This window comes from Aggregatimonas sangjinii, assembly GCF_005943945.1.
GTDB classification, from domain to species: domain Bacteria; phylum Bacteroidota; class Bacteroidia; order Flavobacteriales; family Flavobacteriaceae; genus Pelagihabitans; species Pelagihabitans sangjinii.
Genome location: NZ_CP040710.1, coordinates 900,493 through 926,984, shown reverse-complemented (window position 1 = coordinate 926,984; position 26,492 = coordinate 900,493). Strand labels below are relative to the sequence as shown.

27 protein-coding genes are annotated in these 26,492 nt (G+C 43.4%); 9 read left to right on the top strand and 18 right to left on the bottom strand.

Annotated elements, in window-relative coordinates:
- Positions 1-14 precede the first annotated feature (14 nt).
- Positions 15-2,045, top strand: a complete 2,031-nt coding sequence (locus tag FGM00_RS03880; RefSeq protein ID WP_138851645.1) for a fasciclin domain-containing protein — start codon at positions 15-17, stop codon at positions 2,043-2,045.
- 362 nt (positions 2,046-2,407) lie between these two features.
- Here the strand turns inward: FGM00_RS03880 and yidC are convergent, their stop codons facing one another.
- From yidC to FGM00_RS03865, 3 genes are all read right to left on the bottom strand, one after another.
- Entirely contained in the window at positions 2,408-4,261 is a 1,854-nt protein-coding gene (gene yidC, locus FGM00_RS03875) for a membrane protein insertase YidC (protein ID WP_138851644.1), read from the bottom strand.
- Positions 4,262-4,371: 110 nt separating this feature from the next.
- Positions 4,372-6,009 (bottom strand): CTP synthase, encoded by a 1,638-nt coding sequence (locus tag FGM00_RS03870; RefSeq protein ID WP_138851643.1) that lies wholly within the window; start codon positions 6,007-6,009, stop codon positions 4,372-4,374.
- Positions 6,010-6,060: 51 nt separating this feature from the next.
- Complete coding sequence (locus tag FGM00_RS03865) at positions 6,061-6,300, bottom strand: DUF3820 family protein (RefSeq protein ID WP_138851642.1); 240 nt, start codon at positions 6,298-6,300, stop codon at positions 6,061-6,063.
- A 48-nt stretch (positions 6,301-6,348) separates the two neighbouring features.
- Here FGM00_RS03865 and FGM00_RS03860 point away from each other — a divergent pair, with 48 nt between their 5' ends.
- From FGM00_RS03860 to FGM00_RS03850, 4 genes are all read left to right on the top strand, one after another.
- The gene (locus FGM00_RS03860) at positions 6,349-7,218 is read left to right on the top strand and encodes a hydroxypyruvate isomerase family protein (protein WP_138851641.1); all 870 of its coding nucleotides are present in this window, start codon (positions 6,349-6,351) and stop codon (positions 7,216-7,218) included.
- 228 nt (positions 7,219-7,446) lie between these two features.
- The gene (locus tag FGM00_RS20035; protein WP_262711080.1) at positions 7,447-7,569 is read left to right on the top strand and encodes a hypothetical protein; all 123 of its coding nucleotides are present in this window, start codon (positions 7,447-7,449) and stop codon (positions 7,567-7,569) included.
- A 36-nt stretch (positions 7,570-7,605) separates the two neighbouring features.
- On the top strand, positions 7,606-7,875 hold the full coding sequence (locus FGM00_RS03855) for a hypothetical protein (RefSeq protein WP_138851640.1): 270 nt from the start codon (positions 7,606-7,608) through the stop codon (positions 7,873-7,875).
- A gap of 152 nt (positions 7,876-8,027) precedes the next feature.
- Positions 8,028-9,149 carry a serine hydrolase domain-containing protein gene (locus FGM00_RS03850; protein WP_138851639.1) on the top strand — a complete coding sequence of 374 codons (1,122 nt, stop codon included), beginning with the start codon at positions 8,028-8,030 and terminating at the stop codon, positions 9,147-9,149.
- A 16-nt stretch (positions 9,150-9,165) separates the two neighbouring features.
- On the opposite strand, the gene FGM00_RS03845 is transcribed toward FGM00_RS03850, so the two are convergent.
- From FGM00_RS03845 to FGM00_RS03800, 10 genes are all read right to left on the bottom strand, one after another.
- Positions 9,166-10,866, bottom strand: a complete 1,701-nt coding sequence (locus tag FGM00_RS03845; protein WP_138851638.1) for an amidase family protein — start codon at positions 10,864-10,866, stop codon at positions 9,166-9,168.
- Positions 10,833-11,696 carry a DUF2911 domain-containing protein gene (locus tag FGM00_RS03840; RefSeq protein ID WP_138851637.1) on the bottom strand — a complete coding sequence of 288 codons (864 nt, stop codon included), beginning with the start codon at positions 11,694-11,696 and terminating at the stop codon, positions 10,833-10,835. The genes FGM00_RS03845 and FGM00_RS03840 overlap by 34 nt, the downstream gene beginning before the upstream one ends.
- Positions 11,693-12,655, bottom strand: a complete 963-nt coding sequence (gene ftsY / locus FGM00_RS03835) for a signal recognition particle-docking protein FtsY (protein ID WP_138851636.1) — start codon at positions 12,653-12,655, stop codon at positions 11,693-11,695. Before ftsY ends, FGM00_RS03840 begins: the two co-directional genes overlap by 4 nt.
- A 112-nt stretch (positions 12,656-12,767) precedes the next feature.
- Positions 12,768-12,920, bottom strand: a complete 153-nt coding sequence (locus FGM00_RS03830) for a DUF4295 domain-containing protein (protein WP_138851635.1) — start codon at positions 12,918-12,920, stop codon at positions 12,768-12,770.
- Between the two features lie 51 nt (positions 12,921-12,971).
- Complete coding sequence (rpmG, locus tag FGM00_RS03825; protein ID WP_138851634.1) at positions 12,972-13,154, bottom strand: 50S ribosomal protein L33; 183 nt, start codon at positions 13,152-13,154, stop codon at positions 12,972-12,974.
- Between the two features lie 19 nt (positions 13,155-13,173).
- Complete coding sequence (gene rpmB / locus FGM00_RS03820) at positions 13,174-13,410, bottom strand: 50S ribosomal protein L28 (protein WP_138851633.1); 237 nt, start codon at positions 13,408-13,410, stop codon at positions 13,174-13,176.
- Between the two features lie 65 nt (positions 13,411-13,475).
- Positions 13,476-14,723, bottom strand: coding sequence for a competence/damage-inducible protein A (locus FGM00_RS03815; RefSeq protein ID WP_138851632.1), 1,248 nt, complete (start codon positions 14,721-14,723; stop codon positions 13,476-13,478).
- Positions 14,723-15,061: an Hpt domain-containing protein gene (locus tag FGM00_RS03810; RefSeq protein ID WP_138851631.1), complete on the bottom strand. Its 339-nt coding sequence runs from the start codon at positions 15,059-15,061 to the stop codon at positions 14,723-14,725. Before FGM00_RS03810 ends, FGM00_RS03815 begins: the two co-directional genes overlap by 1 nt.
- Positions 15,061-15,672 carry a fumarylacetoacetate hydrolase family protein gene (locus FGM00_RS03805; protein WP_138851630.1) on the bottom strand — a complete coding sequence of 204 codons (612 nt, stop codon included), beginning with the start codon at positions 15,670-15,672 and terminating at the stop codon, positions 15,061-15,063. The genes FGM00_RS03810 and FGM00_RS03805 overlap by 1 nt, the downstream gene beginning before the upstream one ends.
- A 74-nt stretch (positions 15,673-15,746) precedes the next feature.
- Positions 15,747-16,520, bottom strand: a complete 774-nt coding sequence (locus tag FGM00_RS03800; protein WP_138851629.1) for a 3'-5' exonuclease — start codon at positions 16,518-16,520, stop codon at positions 15,747-15,749.
- 334 nt (positions 16,521-16,854) lie between these two features.
- On the opposite strand from FGM00_RS03800, the gene FGM00_RS03795 reads away from it, so the two are divergent.
- Together FGM00_RS03795 and FGM00_RS03790 are read left to right on the top strand one after the other, a co-directional pair.
- Positions 16,855-17,820 (top strand): hypothetical protein, encoded by a 966-nt coding sequence (locus tag FGM00_RS03795; RefSeq protein WP_138851628.1) that lies wholly within the window; start codon positions 16,855-16,857, stop codon positions 17,818-17,820.
- Positions 17,821-17,823: 3 nt separating this feature from the next.
- Complete coding sequence (locus tag FGM00_RS03790) at positions 17,824-18,276, top strand: hypothetical protein (RefSeq protein WP_138851627.1); 453 nt, start codon at positions 17,824-17,826, stop codon at positions 18,274-18,276.
- Between the two features lie 154 nt (positions 18,277-18,430).
- Here the strand turns inward: FGM00_RS03790 and FGM00_RS03785 are convergent, their stop codons facing one another.
- Positions 18,431-19,681 (bottom strand): DUF481 domain-containing protein, encoded by a 1,251-nt coding sequence (locus FGM00_RS03785; protein WP_175416181.1) that lies wholly within the window; start codon positions 19,679-19,681, stop codon positions 18,431-18,433.
- 194 nt (positions 19,682-19,875) lie between these two features.
- On the opposite strand from FGM00_RS03785, the gene FGM00_RS03780 reads away from it, so the two are divergent.
- A complete protein-coding gene (locus FGM00_RS03780) occupies positions 19,876-20,700 on the top strand; it encodes a hypothetical protein (RefSeq protein WP_138851625.1) in 825 nt (274 codons plus the stop codon).
- Positions 20,701-20,705: 5 nt separating this feature from the next.
- Here the strand turns inward: FGM00_RS03780 and FGM00_RS03775 are convergent, their stop codons facing one another.
- Together FGM00_RS03775 and recR are read right to left on the bottom strand one after the other, a co-directional pair.
- Positions 20,706-22,076 carry a dihydrolipoamide acetyltransferase family protein gene (locus tag FGM00_RS03775; RefSeq protein WP_138851624.1) on the bottom strand — a complete coding sequence of 457 codons (1,371 nt, stop codon included), beginning with the start codon at positions 22,074-22,076 and terminating at the stop codon, positions 20,706-20,708.
- Between the two features lie 93 nt (positions 22,077-22,169).
- Positions 22,170-22,790, bottom strand: coding sequence for a recombination mediator RecR (gene recR, locus FGM00_RS03770; protein WP_138851623.1), 621 nt, complete (start codon positions 22,788-22,790; stop codon positions 22,170-22,172).
- Between the two features lie 300 nt (positions 22,791-23,090).
- Here recR and FGM00_RS03765 point away from each other — a divergent pair, with 300 nt between their 5' ends.
- Positions 23,091-24,548, top strand: a complete 1,458-nt coding sequence (locus FGM00_RS03765) for a sodium:solute symporter (RefSeq protein ID WP_138851622.1) — start codon at positions 23,091-23,093, stop codon at positions 24,546-24,548.
- A 91-nt stretch (positions 24,549-24,639) separates the two neighbouring features.
- Here the strand turns inward: FGM00_RS03765 and FGM00_RS03760 are convergent, their stop codons facing one another.
- Together FGM00_RS03760 and FGM00_RS03755 are read right to left on the bottom strand one after the other, a co-directional pair.
- Positions 24,640-25,008, bottom strand: coding sequence for a CoA-binding protein (locus tag FGM00_RS03760; RefSeq protein WP_138851621.1), 369 nt, complete (start codon positions 25,006-25,008; stop codon positions 24,640-24,642).
- 206 nt (positions 25,009-25,214) lie between these two features.
- Positions 25,215-26,225: a 3-oxoacyl-ACP synthase III family protein gene (locus FGM00_RS03755; protein WP_138851620.1), complete on the bottom strand. Its 1,011-nt coding sequence runs from the start codon at positions 26,223-26,225 to the stop codon at positions 25,215-25,217.
- Between the last annotated feature and the right edge of the window lie 267 nt (positions 26,226-26,492).

Below are 26,492 nucleotides of genomic sequence, written 5' to 3'. Positions count from 1 at the left end.
CTAAAAACACTATTATGAAAAAATTTCTCCGATTAAAAAGTATGCTCTTATTGGCTACTTTAACACTTTTCGCTTTTTCTTGCGATAAGAACGATGATGGCCCCACAGCTCGGGATGGAAAAAATATTGTAGAAACGGCTCAAGATACCGATGCACTGAATTCCTTGGTCGGTGCTTTAACGCAGGCCGATGCAGGTCTAGTTGGAGCCCTAAGCGATGAGGCCGCCTCTTACACCGTTTTTGCACCTACAAATGAAGCTTTCACTGCACTATTGGGCGCTTTGGACGGTTTTGATTCCTTAGAGGATTTCGATACCGATGAGGAGAAAGCACTTTTGGCAACAATTTTAAAATATCACGTAATTGCCGGGACGGTTGCCAAATCGACCGATTTGAGCGATGGGCAGATGATTGCAACCTTTCAAGAGGAGGATGTAACTATCGGTATCGATGGTACTACAGTCACCGTTAAGGACAAACAAGGAGATGATGTGGAAGCTGCTAAAGTTGTCATTGCCGACGTTGAAGCCACCAATGGTGTGGTTCACGTAATCGACAAGGTCTTATTACCACAAGCTGCTATTGATGCTATTAATGGCGAGCCTATGGATATGGGCCAAAATCTGGTTGAAATTGTCGTAGCTACCGAAGCCCTTTCACAATTGGAAGCTGCAGTGATAAAGGCAGAATTGGCAGAAACATTGTCAAGTGAAGGTCCCTTTACGGTTTTCGCCCCCACCGACGATGCGTTCGTTGCGCTATTGGGTGTTCTTGGGGACGACTACAACAGCTTGGATGATTTTGATACGGAAGAAGAAATCGCTTTGTTAAAAGACATTCTTTTGTACCACGTAATTACTGCGGAGGTAAAGGCAGCTGATTTGGCTGAAGGAAATGTTGAAACCGCTTTTGCTGGCAATTCCATTGATATCATCGCAGCCGACGGTACGTTCGTAATTGGGGATGCGTCGGATACTAATGCAAATATTACAGCTACCGATATTATGGCTAATAACGGAGTGGCACATACCATCGACAAAGTGTTATTACCGCAATCGGCCATCGATTTCGTAACCTCTTTGAGTGCAAAAACCATTGTGGATCTTGCCATCGAAACTGATGACTTAAGCCTTCTTGTAGGTGCTTTGCAACAAGCTGACGCAGGTTTAGTGGAAACCCTTTCCGGTGATGGACCGTTTACCGTTTTTGCTCCGACCAACGCGGCCTTTGTAGCCTTGCTAGACGAATTGGGAGACGACTACAATAGTCTTTCCGATTTTGATACCGATGAGGAAAAGTCGCTCTTGGTAAACATATTGACCTACCACGTAGTACAAGGTACCGCCGCTTTTTCAACCGACTTGAGCAACGGGCAACAGATTATGACAGTTCAAGGTGAAGATGTAGGTATAAACATAAAGGATGGTACCGTACACATCGTTGACGCGACAGGTATCAATGCCAGTGTAACTACTGCCGACGTTGCCGCAAGCAACGGAGTCGTGCATATTATCGACAAGGTAATCTTGCCACAAGAAGTATTGGATATTTTAAATCCTCCTACACCCAATATCGTGGGCTTGGCACAATCGGTTCCAGACCTGAGCTTGTTGGTAGACGCACTTATTCAAGCTGATGCAGGATTGGTAGATGTGTTGAGCGGTGATGGACCATTTACGGTTTTCGCGCCGACAAATGCCGCTTTCGCAGACTTGCTAGATACTTTAGGAGATAATTACAACAGTCTTGCCGATTTTGATACGGATGAAGAAAAAGCCTTATTGGCTACTATATTGACCTATCATGTAGCAGCTGGTGCTGTGGCATCAGGTGACTTGACCGATCATCAAGCCATAGCCACCGTACAAGGCGAAAATGTATTCGCGCTCCTGGGGAATGGCGTTAGAATACGCGATAGAAGTACTGTAGACGCAAATGTAACCTTAGCTGATCAAATGGCAAGCAACGGTATTGTTCACGTCATTGACAAAGTGTTATTGCCACAGGCCGCCATCGATGCGCTTGGCCTACCGGGCAGACACTAAAATATAGTTGACTATTGGTTGGTTGTAGAAACTTCCAAGATGCGGGAAACCGTTGCTTGGAAGTTTTTTGTTTGAAAGACCTTTTCAAGCACCACAAAATTTCAGACAACGCCTTCGGACGGTTTAGCATACAAAATAGCGGACTTGACAACTAAGTTTTTTTTCAGGAGGAAATAAAACACATATTTACAGTCCCAAATCTTACCAAACATAACCTAGTTACTGCTAAAAATCCCAGCCTAACGGCCGGGGTTTTTTGTTATAAATAACATGAATTGTGCTCCGAGGGTTTGAGCTTTTGAACCCTCTATTTTATACTTTTGGGTACCGCCCAATATCTGAAGAACCAGCTTTTTACTCGATTACTTCGCTTTTTTCTGCGCTTCGGCTTGCTCCATCATCTCGCGCATCTTTTTCTGGAACTTGTTTTCCTTCTTCGGTTTCTTTTTATTTTCCTGAATTTGCGCGTGTATTTTAGCATCATCCAGAATAAACTTCTTGATGACCAACATGATTCCGATCGTAATCAGGTTGGAGATGAAATAATACAGACTCAGACCACTCGCGTAATTGTTGAAAAAGAACAGCATCATCAGTGGCATTAGATACATGATAAACTTCATGTTGGGCATTCCTGGCTGAGAGGGCATGTTCTGTCCAGTAGTCATCGTCATGTAAAAGAAAATCGCGATGGATGCCAATATCGGAAACAGACTTACGTGATCGCCGTAGAAAGGAATTTCAAAAGGCAGCTGTGCTATACTATCGTAGGACGACAAGTCATCTGCCCATAAAAACGATTTCTGACGCAAAGCGAAAGAGGTGGGGAAGAACATAAAGAGTGCATAGAAAATAGGCATCTGCAGTAAGGCCGGCACACAACCACTCATGGGGCTCACCCCTGCCTTGTTGTACAGCTTCATGGTTTCCTGCTGTTTTTTCATGGCATTATCCTTATATTTTTCACCGAGCTCGGTAATCTCCGGTTTCAATACCTTCATTTTGGCTTGTGATAAATAGGACTTATAAGTGACCGGCGACATGGCCAAACGTACAAGAATTGTCATAATGATAATGGCTATGCCATAAGGTAAAAAGCCACTTAAAAGCGAGTAAAAAGGCGTAAAGACATAGCGGTTGATCCATCCGAAAATACCCCAGCCGAAATAGATGGTATCGTCCAAGCCATACTCATCGTATTGCTTCAATACCTCAACATCCGCAGGACCATAGTACCAATTCAAATTTTCCGACAATTCGCCACCCTCCATCGCTAGGGGAATCGAGGCCGCAAATTCTTTCGTGAAGGCAACATCTTTACTTTCCTCTTCCACCAAATTCTTGGAACTTAATTCGGCAATTTCAAAATTCTTTTTGGTGGCCAGAATCGAGGTGAAGAAATGCTGCTTGAACGATATCCATTGTACATCTTCATCGGTTTCCTCATCATCACTACCAGCGGAAAGATAGTCGACCTTTCCATCGTCGAAATTTCGCATGATCTCGGTATACCGATTTTCATACTGTACACTCTTGTTGTGACGTATTCCTTTAAGTTTCCACTCTAATTTTACTGGTTTAGAAGAATTTACAATCCTTTCTAAACCTTGAGAACGCAAGGTGAAATCAACTAGATAATCATCCGGTTTCATTTCATAGCGGTATTCCAAGAACTTATTGGCCGCCACCTTAGCCTTCATCGAAAGCACTTGGTTGGCACCGTTTTTACTTAGTGAGGGTTCAAAATAAAGGTCTTTGGTGTTGAGGGTCCTGTTGTCGGTTGTCGTAAAATCCAAACCGAAAGCGGCATTGCCATCCTTTACCAAATACACGGGTACCGAATCATAGGCAACGAAATTTTTCATCTTCGCCTCAACCACCTGTCCCCCTTTATTACTCACCTTTAGGACGACCAGCTCGTTTTCCAAAGTTGTGGTACCCTCGGTTGCAGCGGTATATCCGAAAGCCCCTATTGCGCCTTTGTAATTTGCCACGGCTGTGGAATCCTGCAAGTTAACCGCAACGCTATCATCAACAGGCGCAGCTTCAATCGCACTTTCGGTAGTAGCCTTCTCCGCCTCTACTTGCTCCTGCTTTGCCTTCTCGGCCTCCAGTTGCTCCGGAGTGGGCTTGTTTTGATAAAACATGAATATGAGAATTCCGAATATCAGCACGAAGCCGATAATGGAATTGATATCGATTTTCTTTTCTTCCATCTAAAATTTTACTTTGATTTTCAAGACTTTTGAGGTTGCAGGCACCTGACGGTTAGGTTTGGTCACCGAAACTAATTCAGTGTCAACAAATATATGCCCAAAAGAGCGGTTTATGCCATACTGGCATTAGTTTGTTGCTTTTTATGGTTCAGGGCCGCCTTTATAAACCCAACGAAGAGGGGGTGCGGATTGGCCACGGTACTTTTGTATTCGGGATGGTACTGTACGCCCACGAACCAAGGGTGGGAAGGCAGCTCTATGATTTCGACCAAGCCCGTTTCCGAATTGATGCCCGAGGTGACGAGGCCACTATCCACCAATTGCTGCTTATAGGCATTATTGAATTCATAGCGATGGCGGTGTCTTTCCGAAATGGTTCCCGCGCCATGATACGCTTCTTGCACCAAGCTACCGTCTTTCAATTCGCAGTCCCAAGCCCCAAGACGCATAGTGCCCCCTTTACGGGTGATGCTCTTTTGCGCCTCCATTAAATCAATGACAGGCTCCTCGGTATGTTCGTCCATTTCGGTCGAGTTGGCATCCGTAAGACCCAGAACATTTCTTGCATATTCTATGACGGCCATTTGCATACCCAGACAGATTCCTAGAAAAGGGATTCCGTTCTCCCGGGCATATTGTACCGCTTTTATCTTGCCCTCGATGCCTCTTTCACCAAAGCCGGGTGCGACTAAAATTCCGTCAATACCTTTCATCTTATGCTTTAAATTATTCAAATCAATATACTCGGAATGAATTGATTGCACATTAACTTTAACTTCATTCACGGCACCTGCGTGGATAAAGGACTCCAATATGGATTTATAGGAATCCTGCAATTCAACGTACTTACCGATCAGTCCTATAGTGACCTCATTTTTCGGATTTTTATGCTTGCGGAGAAACTCGTTCCATTGGTTTAAATCAGGTAACTTGTCATCCGAAAGCGCCAGTTTTCGCAGCGCTACGGTATCCAAACCTTCTTCCTGCATCATTACGGGAACATCGTAAATAGTTGAAGCGTCTATCGATTGAATAACAGCTTCCCTTTTTACGTTACAGAATAGTGCCAGTTTGTCCTTGATATCATCGGAGATATGATGCTCCGTTCGGCAGACCAAGATATCGGCCTTGATACCACTTTCCATCAAAGTTTTTACGGAATGCTGCGTGGGCTTGGTCTTTAGCTCACCGGCAGCCGATAAATAGGGCACCAAAGTCAGGTGTATAACAATGCCGTTATTATCGCCCAATTCCCAGAGCAACTGTCGCACCGCCTCGATGTAAGGTAGAGATTCGATATCGCCCACTGTACCACCTATTTCGGTTATGACGATATCGTACTCACCGCTATTTCCCAGAAGCTGAACCCGCTCCTTTATTTCGTTGGTTATGTGCGGCACCACTTGTACCGTTTTTCCCAAAAACTCGCCACGACGTTCTTTTTCGATGACACTTTGGTAGATACGTCCGGTAGTAACATTGTTCGCCTGCGAGGTATTCACATTCAAAAAACGTTCGTAATGACCAAGGTCCAAATCGGTTTCCGCACCATCATCGGTTACATAGCACTCACCGTGTTCGTAGGGATTCAAGGTACCCGGATCTACGTTGATGTACGGGTCTAGTTTTTGAATGGTAGTCTTATACCCTCTTGCTTGCAAGAGTTTCGCAAGAGATGCGGCGATGATACCTTTACCAAGAGATGAAGTCACGCCTCCCGTAACGAAAATATACTTTGTCTGCGACATTTCGGAATTCTTTGTTACGGGGCATAAAGATACAAATTGTTGTTACAATCTTTAGAATCGCCTAGGAAAATCTTTTTGGATTTTACGGATGATCGGTTCCAATCCGTTTATCTTAATTTCGGTCATTGATTCGAGTAAATGCCCCAATTTTCCCTCGGGGTAGCCCTTTTGCTTGAACCAAATGAGATAGGGTTCGGGCAAGTCAACCAAATACCGCCCTTTGAACTTCCCGAAGGGCATACGGTAATGGGCAAGCTCGATCAATTTTTGTCTATCCGGCGTCAAATCCATAGGTAAAAGTAATTATGTTATCTTTAATGACAGTACGAAACCGAACATATGAAAAGAAGAAATTTTATCGGAACATCCGCAATAGCATCCGTAGGGTTGTTGGCGGGCAATTCAGCTAAGGCCATGAATGCCTCTCACAAGAATACCAACGGACTTAAAGGCAATATCAATCATAGTGTCTGTCGTTGGTGCTATGATTCGATACCCATGGAAGACTTTTTGAAGAGTCTGAACGAATTGGGTGTTTCCGCCATGGATTTAACAGGGCCCGAAGACTGGCCCTTGATGAAAAAATACAACATTCACGCCTCGATGTGCTGGGGTGCCGGTAAAGGGATTTTGGAAGGTTGGAACGACCCGAAACTTCATAAAGAATTGATTGCGGATTATTTGCGGGTAATCCCTTTAGTGGCCGAAGCAGGCTATACCAATCTAATCTGCTTTAGCGGTAACCGCAACGGAATGAATGACCTTGTCGGACTTCAAAACTGCGTGGTCGGGTTAAAACAAATCTTGTCAGTAGCCGAAAAGCATGGTGTCGTTCTTCAAATGGAATTATTGAATTCAAAGGTAGACCACAAAGACTATATGTGCGATAATACGCTTTGGGGTGTAGAGCTATGCAGAAGACTGGGTTCGGAGAACTTCAAATTGCTGTACGACATTTACCATATGCAAATCATGGAAGGTGATATTATTCGCAATATTCACGACTACCACCAATATTTCGGACATTACCATACGGGTGGCAACCCTGGCAGGAATGAAATCAACGATTCCCAGGAATTGAATTATCCCGCCATTATGAAAGCTATTTTGGCAACCGGTTACAAAGGGCATGTTGCGCAGGAATTCATACCTACCTATCCCGATAAGATAGCCGCTCTAAGGGAAGGTATCACCATTTGTGATATTTGATATGGAATAGAATGGGTCTACGCCATTGGCTTTTTAATGAATTGTTGAGAGATGAAATCAGTCCGACTTAAGGAAAGTACTGTATTCAAATAATATATAGAAATATCATAATCAACGACGCCAAAGCCCGTTATCCCTAGAATACCCTAACGATAAAAGTGAAGATATAGATCTATCTACGATAACACTGAACCACACGAAATTTACATTAAGGGCATCGTCCTAAACATGGAAAAACAACTTCTTTCAGGGGAGTTTCGTTCTAATGGTACCAATAGCGAAACCAATGTAGCGTATAACATTACGGAAGGAACGTTCACTGATATCTCTTATACCATGCAAGAAAATTAAGCAATCATCCACCTATATCCTATAAACAAGGCCACCATGAAGAAATCACTACAACTTACTATTACGACCATTCTTTTTTCAACATTTATCGGTTGTTCCGTTGCCGAGGATGTCAAAGACACTTTAGATGCTGCGGAATGTGCAACTTTAATCGAAAGACTTGACAATGATGTCGACAACAATGAGTCCTGTTCAGAAATTAGGGCAGACGTGAACAGTATCTTATCGGGAAGCTGTCGTGACTTCATAACCGAGGAACAACGAACCCAATTGGAATTTATCAGGGATAATTGTTCCGATGAATAGTTCTTCATAAAAAAGTTTGGAAGTTGAGGCTGCCTTATCAAAAAAAGCCGACTTCGTACACTATCATCCCCTTTTTTTTCGTTAGTACACCCCCAAGTTAATGTCTTTAAGATTAAACTTTTAGGCCTTTTCAGTGTCAAATCGAAAAAATAATGATGAAATCCCGAATCATTTTACTGCTAAGCATCATTTTTCTAGGCAGCTATGGTTGTTCCGAAAATGAGGAAGCAGGTGAAGAGCAAACACAATCGGACCCAGATACCGAGATCCCAACAGAAACTGGGGAGATTTACTTTCCCGGAACGGGAACTTCAACCTGGGAAACCACGAGCTTAGACGAATTGGGATGGAATTCGCAGGCCGAAACGGCCTTGTACCAGTTATTAGACGAAAAAAATACCAAGGCCTTTATCATTCTAAAAGATGGGAAGATCGCGATTGAAAAATACTTTGGGTCGTTTACTACCGATAGCATATGGTATTGGGCTTCCGCGGGAAAAACCCTAACCAGCTTTACCGTAGGTATCGCCCAGGAACAAGGACTCCTAAATTTGAACGAGCCTAGCTCGAAATATCTTGGCGAAGGCTGGACTAGCATGACCGCCGAGGAGGAGGGTGAAATCACCATTCGAAACCAACTTACCATGACTTCGGGACTCAGGAACAATCTTCTGATTTTTTCCTGTACCGACCCCGATTGTTTGAAATATGAGGCCGAACCTGGCACCAGATGGAGTTACCACAACGGCCCCTACACCCTGTTGCAGGATGTTATCGCCAATGCGGCCGATACGCCTTTTATCACCTATTTTAACGCCCAATTACGTGATAAAATAGGAATGAACGGTATATGGATCCCGAATGGAGACAACAATACATTTTATAGTACTGCCAGAGGTATGGCACGTTTCGGACTCTTGAATTTGAACAATGGTATCTGGAACGATGAAACGATTCTTGGTGATGCATCCTATCTAACCGAAATGAAAACCAAGTCGCAGGACCTCAATGAATCGTATGGTTATCTGTGGTGGTTGAACGGACAAGACAGTCATATGGGAACGGCGACCCAAGAGATATTCTCTGGGGAGTTACTGCCGAATGCCCCTGCCGATACCTATGCAGGATTGGGCAAGAACGATCAAAAACTCTATGTCGTTCCTAGTGAAGGTTTGGTCATAGTTCGATTGGGCGAAGATGCTGGCGAAAATCAACTGGGCCCTTCAAGCTTCGATAACCAGCTGTGGGAAAGAATTTCGGCCTTAATCAACTAGCAAAGCGCAAACAGAATCAATCTTTATAGTCCTCGGGGAGCTTACGCGTCTTTGAAAGTTGTTCGAAGGCACGTCCCAAGCGCAATAGTTCATCTTCTTTAAACTGCTTACCGATAAAAGTGAGGCTGATCGGTTCACCACTGGCCTTGTATCCCATGGGTACTGTCAATGCGGGATATTTCGCAACGGCGGCATAACCTGCATGATAATTATTAATGGACAAAACAGCATCCAACTGATTGGCGTTCATAGCCGTATCGAAAAAAGAACGTCCGTTTTTTTCCAACCTATTTTTTATTTCAACCAGACCTTCCGGCGATGTGGAATCGGCCAAAATGCCTTCAAAAAGTGTTTGACCGTAAGGGATGCGCACCAAAGAATCGGTTGCGTTGAAGACCACCGCATCGGCAATAGACTTGATGGTAACCTCATCCGTATTTTTTACATTATTCTTTATATAAATGGGAAGGTCATTTCGCATATCGATATTCAGAATACTTAGAAAACCATCCATCTGCACCTCTGGAGGGGTAAATTCGATAATCTCGGCTCCAGCCTCACGCATCTTTTCAATGGTAATTTTGTAGATGGAATCGCCTTCCATTAGACCCTTTATAGCGCCAAAGCGCTTTCCCCTCAAGGAAACCTCCTCCAAATCGTCGTAGAAAGTTTTATCGGTCGTCACCGAAGCCTGATCTGTTCCGTCTTTCCCGGTCATTGCTGAAAGAAGAATTGCATTGTCCACGACATTTTTTGTCATCGGCCCCGGGGTATCCAAGGTACTGGAAATCGGAACGATTCCGCCCCTGCTCAATAGTCCAATGGTAGGTTTTAAGCCTACCACGGAATTTTGACTACTCGGCGAAAGAATAGAACCGGACGTTTCGGTACCCACAGCGCCAACGGCATAATTCGCAGCAACCGAGGTTCCGCTTCCCGAACTCGAACCGCCGGTCTCAAAAATACGTCGTCCATAGGGATTCAGAGTCTGTCCGCCCACGGCGCTGTAGCCCACAGGGCATCCGCTACATAAAAAGTAGGCCCACTCGCTCAGATTCACTTTACCAAGAATCAGCGCACCGTGCTGTTTTAAGCCCTGGACAATGAAAGCATCATCCACTTCATTTTGAAGTAGGGCGATGGCGCCCGCTGTTGTTGGCATCCCTTCCGTATTGATGTTATCCTTTAGGAGAATGGGCATTCCGTAAATAGGATGGCGCTTTTCGGAAGGGCGCATCTGAAGTTCATCTAATTTTCGAGCTTCCTCCACAACCGATTCGTTTAATGCGATAACTGTATTCAAGGTGGTGGCATTGCTCAACTCATAAGCGTAGATCCGGTGGAGGTAAAAAAGTACCAGCTTCTCGTAGGTGAGTTTGCCGCTGGCGATAGCGCTCTGTATTGTTGGAATATCCTGCTCTAAAATCAATGGTTTCAGCGCGGCATACTCCTCCTCCGACATTTTGGATACTTCAGGATACAAGGGGAGGAAAACGTCATTTTTGTCCAAGACCTTCGACTGAATCAATTTATACTGCATCCTTTCAATTTCGTGGTCTTTGTTGGCGGCTACTTCGGCGGAATCGTTGTAGGGTGTCCATAACACTACTTCCTTAGCTTCCTTTTGCTCTGTTTTACAAGAAAAAACGAGCGTTGCGATACATAAGAAGGTAATAAGGGCTCTCACTTGTGCTGGGTTTCTAATCGAGCTGTCCATAGTTCAATGTTTTTCTGGTTCATCCGAACAAATTCATCCTTGTCCTGGGCGTCGGCAAGCGCTAACGATTTTTCCGCAGAACTTATGGCCCTGACATAGTCGCCCAAAGCCGCTTCGACCATAGACTTCACCCTATGAAAGTAATAGGTATCCCCGCCTAGTTCTATTGCTTTGTTCAGGTAGGCCAATGCTGTATCATACTGCTTGCCCTGTTCTTGTAGGTAGCGGGCAGCCTCATAATAGGTTTGCGCGGTAGGATTGTCTTGAAGTTGCTTCTGAATTTCTTCCCGCATCAAGCCGTCCGTATCGAAACGTATGGGAATACTGATTTTGGTGCGGTCCCATAGCCATTGCATGGTCACCGAATTATGGGTCAAACTGTCAAAAGAAATCAAAAAATTTTCTTGATGAAACGGGATTCGCTCTGGTGTTACTTTGATGCGAAAAACATCTTCCTCCGGGTTATAGGCGTTTCGACCATCGCCCCAATGGGCTATATTGGAATGAAAAGCAATCTCCCAATCACCATTTTCGGGAAAGGCATACAAAGCATAGGTTCCTTTGGAAAGTGTATTTCCTATAATCTTTACCTCTGAATCGACTGTGAACTTTGTGGATTCATTGGCCCCTACCCTCCAAATACGACCATAGGGTACAAGGTCTCCGAAAATTTTTCGGCCCTTGACCGCGGGTCGTGAATAATCGATGGTAATTTTGGAAAGACCTACCTCTTGTTCAACCCTTGATGATGGACTCGCTTTCGGATGATTGATTTGTGCTATAAGGAAATGAGCGATAAAAAAGGACGCTATGAAGACTGACCTTCTCAATTCTTAAGGCTAAAGAAAGAATCGACGAATTCATATTTATTGAATACCTGAAGGTCTTCTACCCCCTCGCCCACACCGATATATTTTACCGGAATCTGGAACTGATCCGATATGCCAATGACCACGCCCCCTTTTGCGGTACCGTCTAATTTAGTGACGGCCAAGGACGTTACCTCTGTAGCTTTGGTAAACTGCTTTGCCTGTTCAAAGGCATTTTGGCCAGTAGAACCATCTAAGACAAGCATCACATCGTGCGGGGTGCCCTCGACCACTTTTTGCATGACCCGCTTCACCTTAGTCAACTCGTTCATCAGGTTGACCTTGTTGTGCAAACGGCCTGCGGTATCTATAATCACTATATCGGCATCCTGTGAAACTGCGGAACTCAATGTATCGAACGCCACAGAGGCGGGATCGCTGCCCATATTTTGCTTTATGATAGGTACGTCTACGCGATCGGCCCAAACTTGTAACTGGTCTATGGCGGCTGCACGAAAAGTATCTGCGGCCCCTAAAACCACTTTATAGCCCTGTTTTTTAAATTGATGGGCCAACTTGCCGATAGTAGTGGTCTTGCCTGCCCCGTTTACCCCGACGACCATAATGACGTAAGGTTTTATTCCCTCGGGAACTCGTATTTCGGTGCCTTCGCCTAAATTGGTTTCGGAAAGCAATCCAGCAATCTCTTCCCTTAAAATGGTATTCAATTCGTCCGTACCGAGGTATTTGTCCTTGGCGACCCTTGCTTCTATTCGATTGATTATCTTTAAGGTCGTATCGACCCCCACGTCGGATGATACCAAAACCTCTTCCAGATTATCGAGAACATCGTCGTCTACCTTTGACTTACCAGCTACGGCTTTGCCCAATTTTTCGAAAAAACTAGTGTTCGATTTCTCCAGACCCTTGTCCAAGGTCTCTTTTTTCTTTGACGAAAATATATTCTTGAATAAACTCATGTGTGCTGGCTACTGTTCTTACCCAAAGATAGAACTAATTTGAGCAACTCCTAAAATGAAAAAAGCTACTTTCCTTCGAAAGTAGCTTTTTAAGTATCGTTAGTCGAAACTTTTATTTTTTAGCCAACCAATCATTTACGGATGAAGGATCCATAACCGACTCCTTGAATGTATAGGCTCCTGTTTTTGGTGACTTTACCATCTTAATGGCTTTTGTCAATCTTTTTGAACTTGTCTGTAAACTTGCTACCGTTTTCTTTGCCATAGCTTAGATATTTGATTTTCATTCCCTAGAAGGAGGGAATCTATCGATTCGTTACTTTATTTCTTTGTGAACCGTCATTTTTCTCAAAATCGGGTTATACTTTTTAATCTCCAATCGTTCCGGAGTGTTCTTTTTATTCTTGGTCGTAATATACCGTGAAGTTCCTGGTTGCCCGGACTCTTTATGCTCCGTACATTCTAAAATAACCTGAACCCTATTTCCTTTTTTTGCCATGGTAATTTATTTTTAAGGACTACTTAACGGATCCTTGCGCTTTCATTTCTTTGTAAACAGCGGTAATGCCTCTTCTATTGATGATCTTCAATCCTTTGGCAGAAACCTTTAAAGTCACCCAACGGTCCTCTTCCGGAAGATAGAAACGCTTTTTAGAAAGATTTACGTCAAACCTTCTTCTGGTCTTATTGATCGAGAACGAAACATTATTTCCGAACATTGCTCTCTTCCCAGTAATTTCACAAACTTTTGACATTGTGTCGATTTTTTTAAACAGGATGCAAATTTATATCATTTTTACGGGACGAACAACTATCTACTTCAGATTTTTGAAATTTCTTTCTGTATCATTTCCAGCCCTTTGTTTACGGCCTTTTGAACGATTCTGACACGATGATTTCCCATATTGAATCGTTTGGCATATGTAGTAGTTGGTGTAGCAATACCAATGTACACCGTACCCACCTCTGCATCGGAGTCTCCTTTGGTAGGTCCGGCATTACCCGTGGTCGAAATGGCGAAGTCTGTTTTGAGTAGTTTGCGCACGTTCATGGCCATGGCCATGGCCACCTCTTCGCTTACGACGGAATGGGTCTCGATCATCGCTTTTGGTACATGCAATACGTCCTGCTTGGTCTCTGTGGCATAACTGACAACGCTGCCTTTGAAAAATGCCGACGCACCCGGAACCGACGTAATCTGTTCAGCGATTTTACCTCCTGTACAACTTTCGGCAGTCGCTAGGGTCATCTTTTTCATGGTAAACAACTTGCCGACGGAGACTTCGATGGTTTCCTCATCTTCGGTACCATATATAATGTCGCCGATCAGGGCATACAACTTTTCGGATGCCGAGGCCACGGCATTTTCCAGGATAGCCTTATCCGTACCTTTTGCCGTCATGCGTAGCCGTACTTTTCCTAAACTTGGCAAATATGCCAATTTTACGAAATCGGGTAGGCTGTTTTCCCAGTCTTCGATAATTTCGGCAACCGCGCTTTCCCCTTTTCCGTAGGTGACCAGGGTTTTATGAAGAATATGGGGACGTTTAAAGTCTTCGACGATTTTCGGGAGTACATGATTGCTCATCAAACCTTTCATCTCAAAAGGTACCCCCGGCAACGACACGAAAACCGTATCATTTTCCTTGATCCACATGCCCGGGGCCGTTCCGAATTCATTTTTCAAAATGGTCGCCTTCGAAGGCACCATGGCCTGTAGTCTGTTTACCTCGGAAATCGGTGTGGATATGTATTTCGCGAACAATTCCTCTACATGCTGCAATACCGAGGTATCCTGCACTAAGTGGTCATCAAAGTATTCGCAAAACGTGTGTTTGGTGATATCGTCTTTCGTAGGACCGAGCCCTCCGGTACAAATAACGATTTGGGCATTTTTCGCAGCGGTTTTTAACGCCTTGAGGATATGCTCCCGATCATCTTGAACGGAAGTAATCTGGTAAACGGAAACCCCGATCTTATTCAGTTCTTTTCCGATGAATGCAGAATTCGTATCAACGATTTGCCCTATGAGAATCTCATCGCCTATGGTAATGATTTCGGCGAACATTATAGATTAAAATCTTTCTTGAGCTCTCCTACTACCTGGGTAATGTCTTTTTGAAGTATGGGAAACACCTTTTGTATCTCCGCCATATTGGCCGAATTTTTGCCCAACGTTTCTATTTCCAAAGCAGCAGCGCGGGTTTGCTCCATTCCCAACAAATCGACATTCGGCTTGATTTTATGGGCCAACTGATATACTTGTTGGTAATTTTCATCTTCCAGAGCCGTTTCGAGGGCCGCAAGGTCATTCGGTACTTCTTCTAAAAAAACGGAGATTACAGATTGAACAAACTCCTCGTCACCCTCCGCCATCTCATTGATTTTATCCAAACTATAAATCATCACTTAATATTTACGGTAAATAATTCTTCGCCCCCCAATCTGCCCGAAAGATAGTCATTTGCCTGTATTCTACCAACCCCTGCCGGGGTACCTGTAAAAATTATATCCCCTTTTTTCAACGTAAAAAATCGGGACACATAGGCTATCAGCTCGTCTATTTTCCAGAGCATCAATCGGGTATTTCCATTTTGAACGATTTTGTCGTTTTTCTGCAATGAAAAATCGAGATTGTTCAAGTCCTTGTAATTCGTCTTTGGTCGCCACTCCCCAATAACGGCAGCGCCATCAAAACCTTTGGCCTTTTCCCAGGGGAGTCCTTTTTCCTTTAACTGCGCTTGTAGATCACGAGCCGTAAAATCGATACCTAAGCCCACCTCATCGTAATAGGTATGTGCGAATTTGGAACTGATATGCTTTCCCACCTTTTTTATTTTCAGGAGTACCTCTACCTCATAATGTACGTCCTTCGAGAATTCGGGAATGTAGAAATCCTGTTCTTTGGGCAGCACCGCAGAATCCGGTTTTATAAAAACGACAGGGTCTGTCGGACGTTCATTGTCCAATTCTTTGATATGGTCTGCATAGTTTCGGCCAATACAAATAATCTTCATGACTAGTTTATGGTTAGTGGTAAAATAGAAACTTACGTTCGGGCTGAGCAAATTGTTTCTTTAAAGCCTTGAACTTACAATTTGTTGTTGAGTCTGCTCAACTTTATTTGTGTCAGCACTTTCTTGGTGTATAAGGGAAAATCGGCATTGAGCATCCAACCAAAGTAACCTGGCTCATTGTCCAGTACCTCGTTTACCTTTTTGCCCTTGTGCTTACCAAATGCGAATATGACTTCCTCATCTTCATCCATGGCAATAAAACCTGCAAAATCAACAAATTTTTTGTGCGTCGAGAATTCCGCCAATTTTTTTACGTTATTCTCCAACTCGGGATATCTGTCGAGCTGGGAGAGCAATACCTCGTAGGTCGCATTGGTATCGGCCTCTGCACTATGGGCATCGGTGAGGTCCTTGTCACAATAGAATTTGTAAGCTGCCCCAAGGGTTCTTTTCTCCATTTTATGAAAAATCGTCTGTACATCGATTGCAACCGTATTCTTCATATCGAAATCGATATCGGCACGTAACAGTTCCTCGGCCAATAAGGGAATATCGAAACGGTCGGAATTGAAGCCACCCAAATCACAATCCTTTATCATGGCATACACCTCTTTAGAAAGCACTTTAAAACTAGGCTCGTTGGCAACTCTTTCATCAGAAATACCATGAACCGCGACTACTTCAGGCGGGATTGGAACACCAGGATTCACTAGCCAAGTCTTACTTTCCTTATTTCCGTTCGGAAAGATCTTTAAAATGGATATTTCGACGATACGGTCTTTTGCCACATTGGTGCCAGTGGTTTCCAAATCGAAAAAACAGATAGGACGAGTAAGTTTGAGTTCCATAGCAGATTGATTGATATCACAAAGATAGTTGATAGATAAAGTTCAATGAACTGATCGCCTCTTTTATTTATTCTAGCTAATAAATTCTTAAGCGACTATCCCATAAATGTTCAAGGCGATCAAAAGAAATGGGTAGTGCATCGAATAACCAGCTTTAATCTTATCCTTTTTCGTAATTTGGATTTCGGTTACACTAGTATCTACTTATAGACGTTGTATTATCATGAAGTGCCCTCTTGAAAAACATGGGCTAAGTCCTTTCAATTGAAATTAAGGATGATCGCCAACTATAAATCTTTCACAAGCTGAACTGAATAAGGCATAATCACCAAATATGAAAAGAATTGAACTTTTAAAGCAACGTCGAGATATACAAATAGCAATGAGACGTGCTAAAAACGCTTGTGCCAAAAATTTTTCAACCGATGGGGAACATTCCTTTACCAATACAGAGTACAAAAATATGGTCAGGGCGCAATACAGGCGTAATCTCAAGGCATCACAGCTAAAGAATGCTTTGCGCAGAACACAGCTCTCTTCTGAAGCGAATTGGGATGAATGGGTGGGCACCAAAAATGAGGATGGGTCTATAAGCTGGAAATGGGATAAAAACGTTAATTCCTATGAGCAAGCAATCGCCACCTACGGAGAAGGTGCCTTGTACACCGAAAAAGGTCACCAGTTTACATCTACCAACGGGGACAAGATGATTTTAGGAACGGGAAAAGTACACCAACTGAACTCTTATTTAGGTGGTGCCTATGCCTCGTCAAACGCAAATTTTCCCATCTACTCGAAAGAGAATCCCCCTATTTATCCCATGCAAGATAGATGTGCCCCTCCTACCAGTGGTAATCAATTAGACCCTTCCACCGTTGGCCAAAATCTATTTGGTCTTACATACCCAGGTGGTAATAATCCTTTAACATATAGTGGGGATTATACCTATACCGCAATACCTACCGATTTATCGGAGTACCCAGCCATCGGGCATGATAGAAGATACGACAACTTGGGCGTAGCAGGTGCCTCGGGTTTGTTTACCGATACACGGGCCATTGGTGCCGATTATAAATTCGTATCCGAGGAATTGCAGATCGCTTCAAATCCCTTTTTCCCGTTGAAAACCAGACTTTATTCAGGTGTATTAGGAATAGGCCTAGGTTTGGCGGCATTACCAAAGACGATATACAAAATCGGAACATCGGGAAATCAATATTATAATACGGCTATTATAGACATAATGGTAAATTACCACATAAGTAATGAAGGAGTAACCAATGCCCCCGATAAAGAATAAATAGTGAAGAATTTTGCTTTCGTACTGCTTTTGACTTTGCTCTTTTCCTGCGATTTTGCACCGGGAAGCTATCCCTACGCGACCAAGTATGAGATAAGTCTGTCGGAAACGGAATTGGCGGAGCGAATAGCGGATTTCAAAACCAATAATCCAGAATACCTGCCTCCGCAAGCCTTAGGTTTCGAAGATGGAAGAAGGACGGAGGCAGATCACTGGTATCATCTGTATTTTAAAAATCCTAAGGAAAATCAAGTGATGAAGACATGGATCCGAAAGAAATCCGAAACGAAAACCACATTTGCCTTTATCGGCACGAAGGATTATTCCAATACCACTACAAAATGGAAATTGATCAACAAAGACTACGAGCATTCCGAAAATGAGGAAGTCCTTAAAGAATTCGAGGAAATCATCCTATCACGACTGGATATTCAGCAGCATATGAAAGGGAGATAAGTAGATTAGGCGCAAACACCCCAAATTATGAGCTTTTGCCGATTCGCCCCATACAGGGCGTAAGCTGTTAATCAAAGACTTTCTGTCCAGAATGCGATGTTCTTAGACCGACTTCGTTATAAGTATGCTATCCAATTTTTAGCGGCTCATCGCTTTATAGCCTCGTATTGATTATATTATTGTAGGCCGAACCAAATGTATAGCTTAGGCCGACACTAAAACCGACCTCGAAATCGGTGGCGATTTGTTTTTGCTGTAACAAGACGTCCTCTAGAGATGCCTGCCCTCCTGGCAGATTGATTTGATCTCGAATCAGCTCCATTCTAGCTGCGAACCGTACCGCAAGACCTTTGAAAATTCTTACCGAAACATTTCCGAAAAACTGTGTTCTATTCTTATTGAAATCATTTAAAAATGTCGACGCCCTCAAGCGGGAGAAGACATTTCCCCAAGGTTGACGAAAACGAACTTGCACATCCAGTGAATGATTGAAAATTCCTTCGGCGCTCTGACCGAAAATCGTGGGCTCGATATAGTCGTTGTGAAAGTAACCGATCTTATAGGCAAAGACGATTTCCCGGCGGAGTACTTCGCGGTATGGAAAAATATTGTATTCTACGGCAGGGGTTACATAATATCTAAAATCTAAATTCCTGAACGTATCGTGGCGGCCACCGGCAAAAATTCCAGCAGACCAATGGTCAGATAAACTGCGTACCACACTTCCATCTCCAGAATACCTAAATCGCTCGCTAGTAAACGTTTCTTCGTTTCTAACGAACTCACTGGTGGACTGGTTTAATTCTAAATCGGTCCTGATGCGTATTTTTTCCGTAACCCGGTCACTTTCGAAACCTACTTCGTATTCGAAACTATTCCGGCTCGATTCCTTATCCAGTTCCGCTTGACCGTATACCTCGAATATCCAGTTATTCCAAGGATCTTCAAAATCGATGTCCTGTAGTTGTTTCAATCCCGCTTTACCAATGTCATACTCTATTTCATTGCCCAAGTTAGAACGTACAAGGTATTTGAGCAAACCTGTCTTAATGGTTCTCACTAGACCCTTTCGAACCTCATCACTGGTCATATTGGCATTACTTTCAAAATCGATTTTTTTGGTAACGTTGGCAAATGCACCTTTTCCGGAAAATTCCATTTTATAGGTACGACCACCGCTACCATTGGCAATGTCGTAAATGAAGAGCTGCACATTTGCCAAATCCTGATCCCGGACATGGTCTAAAAAAGCGATTTCTTGCTGGATGTATGACTTCTCACAACTGCATTCAACAAAAAGTTTAATAGAACTTTCCTCTTGTGCACGCATCTGCTGTATGGCGAAAAATAGAAAAATCAGAAAGAGTAGGTTACCCTTGGGCTGCACTGCAACGCTAAACGCCATACGAATTCGGTTTGGTGATGCAAAGGTATTGGTTACCTTGTGAAACATCAACCCTATTTACGAAATATGGCCCTTCTCTTGAAATATAATTGCCTGTTGGCATTCCTGTAACATAATACGTTCTTTTTTGAATGGAATTTCGCATCAACATGTTATTCATTGTACAATTTCACGATTTACTATCTTCAACCATTATGAAGACGCTATTTTATTTCGCAGTACTGACCTTATTTTATTCCTGTACTGAACAATCGACTTTTGAACATCCTATTTATAAAAGTATTGCGAACGACTCCGCATTGCATTATTACGAATTGGGATGGAAACAGATTATGGATGAAGGCCATTACGGTCCGGCTGAAAAGTCATATCGCAAGGTTTTGCTGCACGACCCTGATTTTCTGATGGGGAAAAGCGTTTTGGGGCGTTTGACGTTGGACCTGGATGAACGCCTAAAAATCTTCTCCGAAATTCAAGGACAAAAAGAAACCGTCACCGGGGATGAACGATTGATTCTTGATGCCTACACCGCCCTGGTCGATTATACCAATGCTAGAGAGCAAGGCATACCAGGGTTGCAGGAAAAACGTGAAGTCGCTTTCCGTCTGGTCGAAGATAATTTCAAGAAAATCGTACACAAATACCCTACTGAGGTGTACATGAAAGCGGAATATATCGAGTTCCTACATTCCGCATATGGTCCGAAAAAAGCATTGGACTCTATTGCAGTATTGACGAATTCAGAACAAAAAGAAAATCCTTTCCTACTGGGTTATCAGGCCAGCATGTTGGCTGAAATGGGAGCGTTCGAGAAGGCCTTGAAGAAAGCGGAATATTTAAAAGCAATAACGACCGAAAAGGATATTCCCAAACCCTATGCCGTATTAGCGGATGTCTATTTTCAGATGGATAGCCTTCAACTCGCCAAGTCAAACGCAGAAAAAGCAAATAATCTAGACCCTAGAAACTTAGACGCCAGTAGGTTACTCGAAAAAATTATGAGGCAACTTGAGAACTGAAAGCGTTAAATCTCCCGATTTACGTCCCAAGCCTCCAGATAATCGGCAATGGCCTTTGCGAACATACTGCCCAAAGCACCGTTTACCACCCTATGGTCATAACTGTGGGAAATATACATTTTACTCCGAATGCCGATAAAGTCACCTCCACTGGTTTCAATGACCGATGGGATTTTACGTATGGCCCCGAGCGCCAAAATACCCACCTGGGGTTGATTGATGATAGGTGTGCCAAAAACGCTACCAAAGGTACCGACATTCGTTACCGTGTAGGTACCTTCTTGAATTTCGTCAGGTTTTAATTGGTTGTTGCGCGAACGATGAGCCAGATCATTGACAACTTTCGCCATACCTACCAAGTTCAATTGATCGGCATTTTTAATGACCGGAACGATAAGGTTGCCATCGGGCAAGGCAGCGGCCATTCCTATATTGATGTTCTTTTTCTTGATGACCGTATCGCCGTTTAGCGAAATGTTCATCATCGGGTATTTCTTCAAGGCTTTGGCAACGGCTTCCAAAAAAATAGGGGTGAACGTCAGTTTTTCACCTTCCTGCTTCGCAAAGGCATCCTTCATTTTGTTTCGCCAGTTCACGATGTTGGTCACATCTACCTCGATAAAACTTTGTACATGTGCCGAGGTAGTCACACTTTCTATCATATGCTTGGCGATGAGTTTGCCCATGCGGGTCATTGCTATCGTCTCGTCGCCTCCAGAAACTTGAACGGTGGCAGCGGCCACGGATTTCCCCGTGCCGGCCGGAGTTTCCTCGACACTGGAGGTGTTTTCATGTTTTACAACGGGTGTTTCTTTTATTTTCGAATCGTCATGTGTTGGCCGCCCCTCCTTTTCTTGGGCGACATAGGCCAAAATATCGTTTTTGGTTACCCTACCCTCTTTACCGGATCCCGTAATCGTATCCAATTCTTTGACCGAAATACCTTCTTGTTTGGCAATATTCTTGACCAAGGGCGAATAAAATCGTTCGGAGCCTTGATGCTCGGCTACCGGCCCGGTAACAGACTCTTTTGCGACGACCACCGACTTCTCCACTGCCGCTACCGCCTCTGGCGAAGGCTCGCTTGCAACTTCAGTTGCTGCAACGGACTTTTCCACTCCATTGCTAGAACTTCCTTTTATCTCGATTATCGCCAAGGTCTCGCCTACTTTCACCACATCGTCTACCTCAAAACGTTTTTCTACCAGAACTCCTTCGACTTCACTAGGCACTTCGGAATCGACCTTGTCGGTGGCGATTTCCAAAACTGCCTCATCCATCTCGATAGTATCGCCTATATCTTTCAACCAGGTGGTCAATGTCGCCTCGGCAACACTTTCTCCCATTCTAGGCAATTTTAGTTCAAACTTTGACATATTCTTATTTTCGGTACGGTTTATGACCTATTTTTTGCAAAAATACAATTAAAAAAGCCCTATCGTTAAACTTATCCTATTAAATTTACGCTTTTAATTTGCTTTTAAGGACCCTTCGAAGGGGATTCGGTTCAAAATACTCCTTCCCAATGTTACTTCATCGGCATATTCAAGTTCATCCCCCACGGCGATTCCCCTGGCGATGGTAGAGGTGTTAATATCCAAGCCCTCGAGTTGCTTATAGATATAAAAATTAGTGGTATCGCCTTCCATGGTAGAGCTTAACGCAAATATCAGTTCCTTTATTTCTCCACTTTTAGCCTTTTTGACCAGGGAGCCAATAGTGAGCTCTTGCGGGCCGACACCCTCCATCGGTGATATTTTTCCACCCAAAACATGATACAACCCATTATACTGACTCGTGTTCTCAATAGCCATCACATCCCGAATGTCTTCGACCACACAGATCAGGCTTCTGTCCCTCTTAGAACTCGCGCATAGTTCACAAAGCTGTACGTCGGAAATATTATGGCAGTTCTCACATAGTTTAATTCCCTCCCGAAGATTGCTCAAAGCGGTGGTCAATCCCTTTGTGCGCTCATTGGGTTGTTTTAATAAGTGCAACACCAACCGCAGTGCCGTACGCTTTCCGATTCCCGGCAATTGCGACATCTCATACACTGCATTCTCTAAAAGTTTCGAAGAAAAATCCATAGGCACAAATTTACGATTTTAGACGAACCGAATCCAAATACAAGATAGGAACCCTGAAGCACACTACTTCATGATCAAAATTATACCACATACGTATAAGTAGCCTTTAGTGGTGCGTTGCAACTACTTCTACCGGTAACGACTCTTTTGCCGAAAACAAAAAAAATGATAAAATGTAAGGATTACGCTCTAGAATTAGGCCCTAATCGACCAGTAATTCAGGGATTAGACGTTTTTTGATCAATTAAAATAGGCACAAGGGTACTTATGACCTTCTGTTTTTATCGTAATTTTAACCACATGACGCCAACCAACATTCTTTTTCTTATCGGAGGCTATTTTCTACTCTTACTAGCCATCTCTTATTTTACCGGAAAAAACGATACGAATGACGACTTTTTCAAGGCCGGTAACAAATCGCCGTGGTACTTGGTCGCCTTTGGCATGGTGGGCGCATCCCTTTCAGGGGTAACCTTTATCTCCGTTCCCGGGTGGGTAGAAGCTTCGCAGTTCAGTTATATGCAAGTAGTCTTCGGCTATTTGCTCGGCTATATCATAACCGCCTACGTGCTGCTACCTGTATATTACAGACAAAATGTAACCTCGATCTATCAATACCTGGATGACCGCTTTGGATTTGTCAGCTACAAAGTGGGGGCTGTTTCGTTCTTCGTATCCCGGGTGTTGGGGGCGGCGTTCCGACTATTCTTAGTGGCTATCGTGTTGCAGCAATTTGTGTTCGACGAACTGGGAGTACCCTACGAGGTCACCGTAATCATCTCCGTATTATTGATATGGATCTATACATTTAAAGGTGGTATAAAGACCATCGTTTGGACGGACACCTTACAAACCCTGTTTATGCTGCTATCCGTAGGGTTATCCATTTATTTTATATTGGATAAGATGGAGTGGGGGCTTTTTGAATTCCTGAACTCCAACGAATTGAAACAATACAGCAAAACGATTTTTGTTGATGATTGGCTCGCCAAAGACCACTTGTTGAAATCCTTTTTGGGCGGTATGTTCGTTACCATTTGTATGACCGGTCTTGATCAGGATATGATGCAGAAGAACCTAACGGTAAGTACCCTTAAAGATTCCCAGAAAAATATGCTGAGCTTTAGCGTGGTGCTCGTCTTGGTAACCTTTGTGTTTATGCTGCTCGGCGCCCTTTTGTTCATTTATGCGGGAAAAAACGGCATAGCGCTACCTATGATGGATGGCAAGCCAAAATCAGACCTATTATTTCCTCAAATTGCCCTGAAAAGCGATTTGGGCATTACCGTTGCCGTTACCTTTATGCTGGGCCTTATCGCTGCGGCTTACAGTAGCGCCGATAGTGCATTGACCTCTTTGACCACTTCGTTCTGCGTCGATTTTTTAGGGATTGAAAAAAAACCGGAAACCAATCGAAAACGCCTGCGCAAATACACCCATGTCGGGATGAGCATTTTGCTGATTTTGGTGGTGATACTCTTCAAACATGTGCTTGATACCAATGTCATCGACGGCCTTTTAAAAGTAGCAGGGTATACCTACGGACCATTACTCGGCCTTTTCGCCTTTGGTATCTTCACGTCTTATGAGGTACATGATAAATGGGTCTGGGTAGTCGCCCTTAGCTCGGTATTGGTTACCATTGGTTTGGCGAACATCGAACCGGAAAACTTAGGAGGATATTCCTTTGGATATGAATTACTACCCATAAACGGACTTATAACTTTTCTCGGCTTATGGCTAATTCGAAAGAAATAAGCAGGGTCTTCATTTTAAAAAATCGTTAAAACACATCAATTAATCGATGAAATACACTTTTAGAAGTGTTAAAGTTTTATCTAATAAATTCTCAATTGGCCGAATATTGATTTGTTGCCAATAAAACCAAAGTACAAGCCACCTCAACTTCTATTGCATTGTCTTTAAGTATTTTATAAAATTCCGGGTTCTCGGTTCCGGGATTGAAGATGACTCTCTGGGGCTTCAATTTTAAGATTTCCCCGTAATAATCAGGCTGGCGGCCTGCGCCAACATACAAAGTTACCGTGTGAATATTTTGAAAATCATTAAAATTGGTCTTAATTTGCGTGTCCCCGATGTTACCTTTTTTAAGACCGAATGCTTCAGTTGTTATGTTATGGGCCCGGAGGCGATGTACCGCCATGTTACTATAACGATTCGTTTTTAAAGAAGCTCCTAAAACAAGTGTTTTGTGCATTTGTATTGAAAGAATTGTGGTTCGCGAAGGGCGTATTTAGATTATAAAGATGTTGAAAGCATCTTGCGCAGATAGCCAGACCAATTTTAATATAACGTTTTAGTTGTTGATGAAGCTATGTTTATAGTTAATGGTTAGTGTTTAGTATAGCGGACTCAATAACAGAAACCCTGGCAGCAATGTCAGGGTTTTGTTTTACCGACCGCTTACCACCTGATCAGGACGCTACCCCAGGTAAAACCGCTTCCAAAAGCCGCGAGCACGACCAAATCACCCTCTTTTATCTTACCGCCTTCCCATGCTTCTGTCAAGGCTATAGGTATCGAAGCCGCAGTAGTATTACCGAATTTCATGATATTGTTATGTACCTGGTCGTCGTTCAGACCGAATTTCTTTTGAATAAACTGCGAAATACGGAGGTTCGCCTGATGGGGCACCAACATATTAATATCCGCGGGTTTTAAATTGTTCTGGGCCAACCCTTCCATAATCACCTCGCTAAACCGCACGACCGCATTCTTGAAAACAAATTGGCCGTTCATGACCGGATAATACGACGCGTCGTCTATGTCATTATCCGCCACGATATCCTTTACCCACCGGCCACCCATACCCGGTGCCAAGAGTGCCAATTCTTCGGCATGCTCGCCTTGGGAATGCAAATGTGTTGAAAGTATGCCCTTCGTGTCATCCTCTTCCCTACTCAAAATCGCCGCTCCAGCGCCGTCCCCGAAAATAACAGAAACTCCCCTGCCCCGGGTCGTCATATCCAGACCTTTGGAATGTATTTCGGAACCGATTACCAAAATATTCTTGTACATGCCCGTTTTTATGAACTGATCGGCCACAGAGATGGCGTATACAAATCCTGAACACTGATTTCGTACATCCAACGCGCCAACGGTCTTGATATCCAAATCGCGTTGTACCAATACACCGGGACCGGGAAAATAATAATCCGGACTCAAGGTCGCAAACACTATAAAATCGATATCATCCTTATCGATGCCTGCACGTTCGATAGCTATTTTGGCGGCTTTCACGCCCATGCTGGTAGTCGTTTCCCCATCTCCTTCGATAACGTGACGGCGCTCTTGTATCCCCGTACGCTCTTGAATCCATTCATCACTTGTATCCATCTTTTTGGAAAGATCATCGTTAGTGACTACATTTTCAGGCACAAAATACCCAAGTCCTATTATTTTAGAATTGTACATTGCTATTCATTTTAAAGTTCTAAAGCCTTCAAGTTACTCATTATAAAAAAATTAGAACCTTCAGGAATAGATTCCAAGAAAAGGTTCAAACCGGCTTTCTTAGCTACTACAAAGAATGGATTGACCAGCCCGTTAGTTTAACAAGCAAGCTAAGGGTTTTAAATTTAAATTTTCTTACTTTGGGATAAAAGTTGCTTATCCAATTTCTGAGACTTTTAACTCGAAATATAGTGAACAGCTGATATCAAATTCAATAAAAAAAACCTT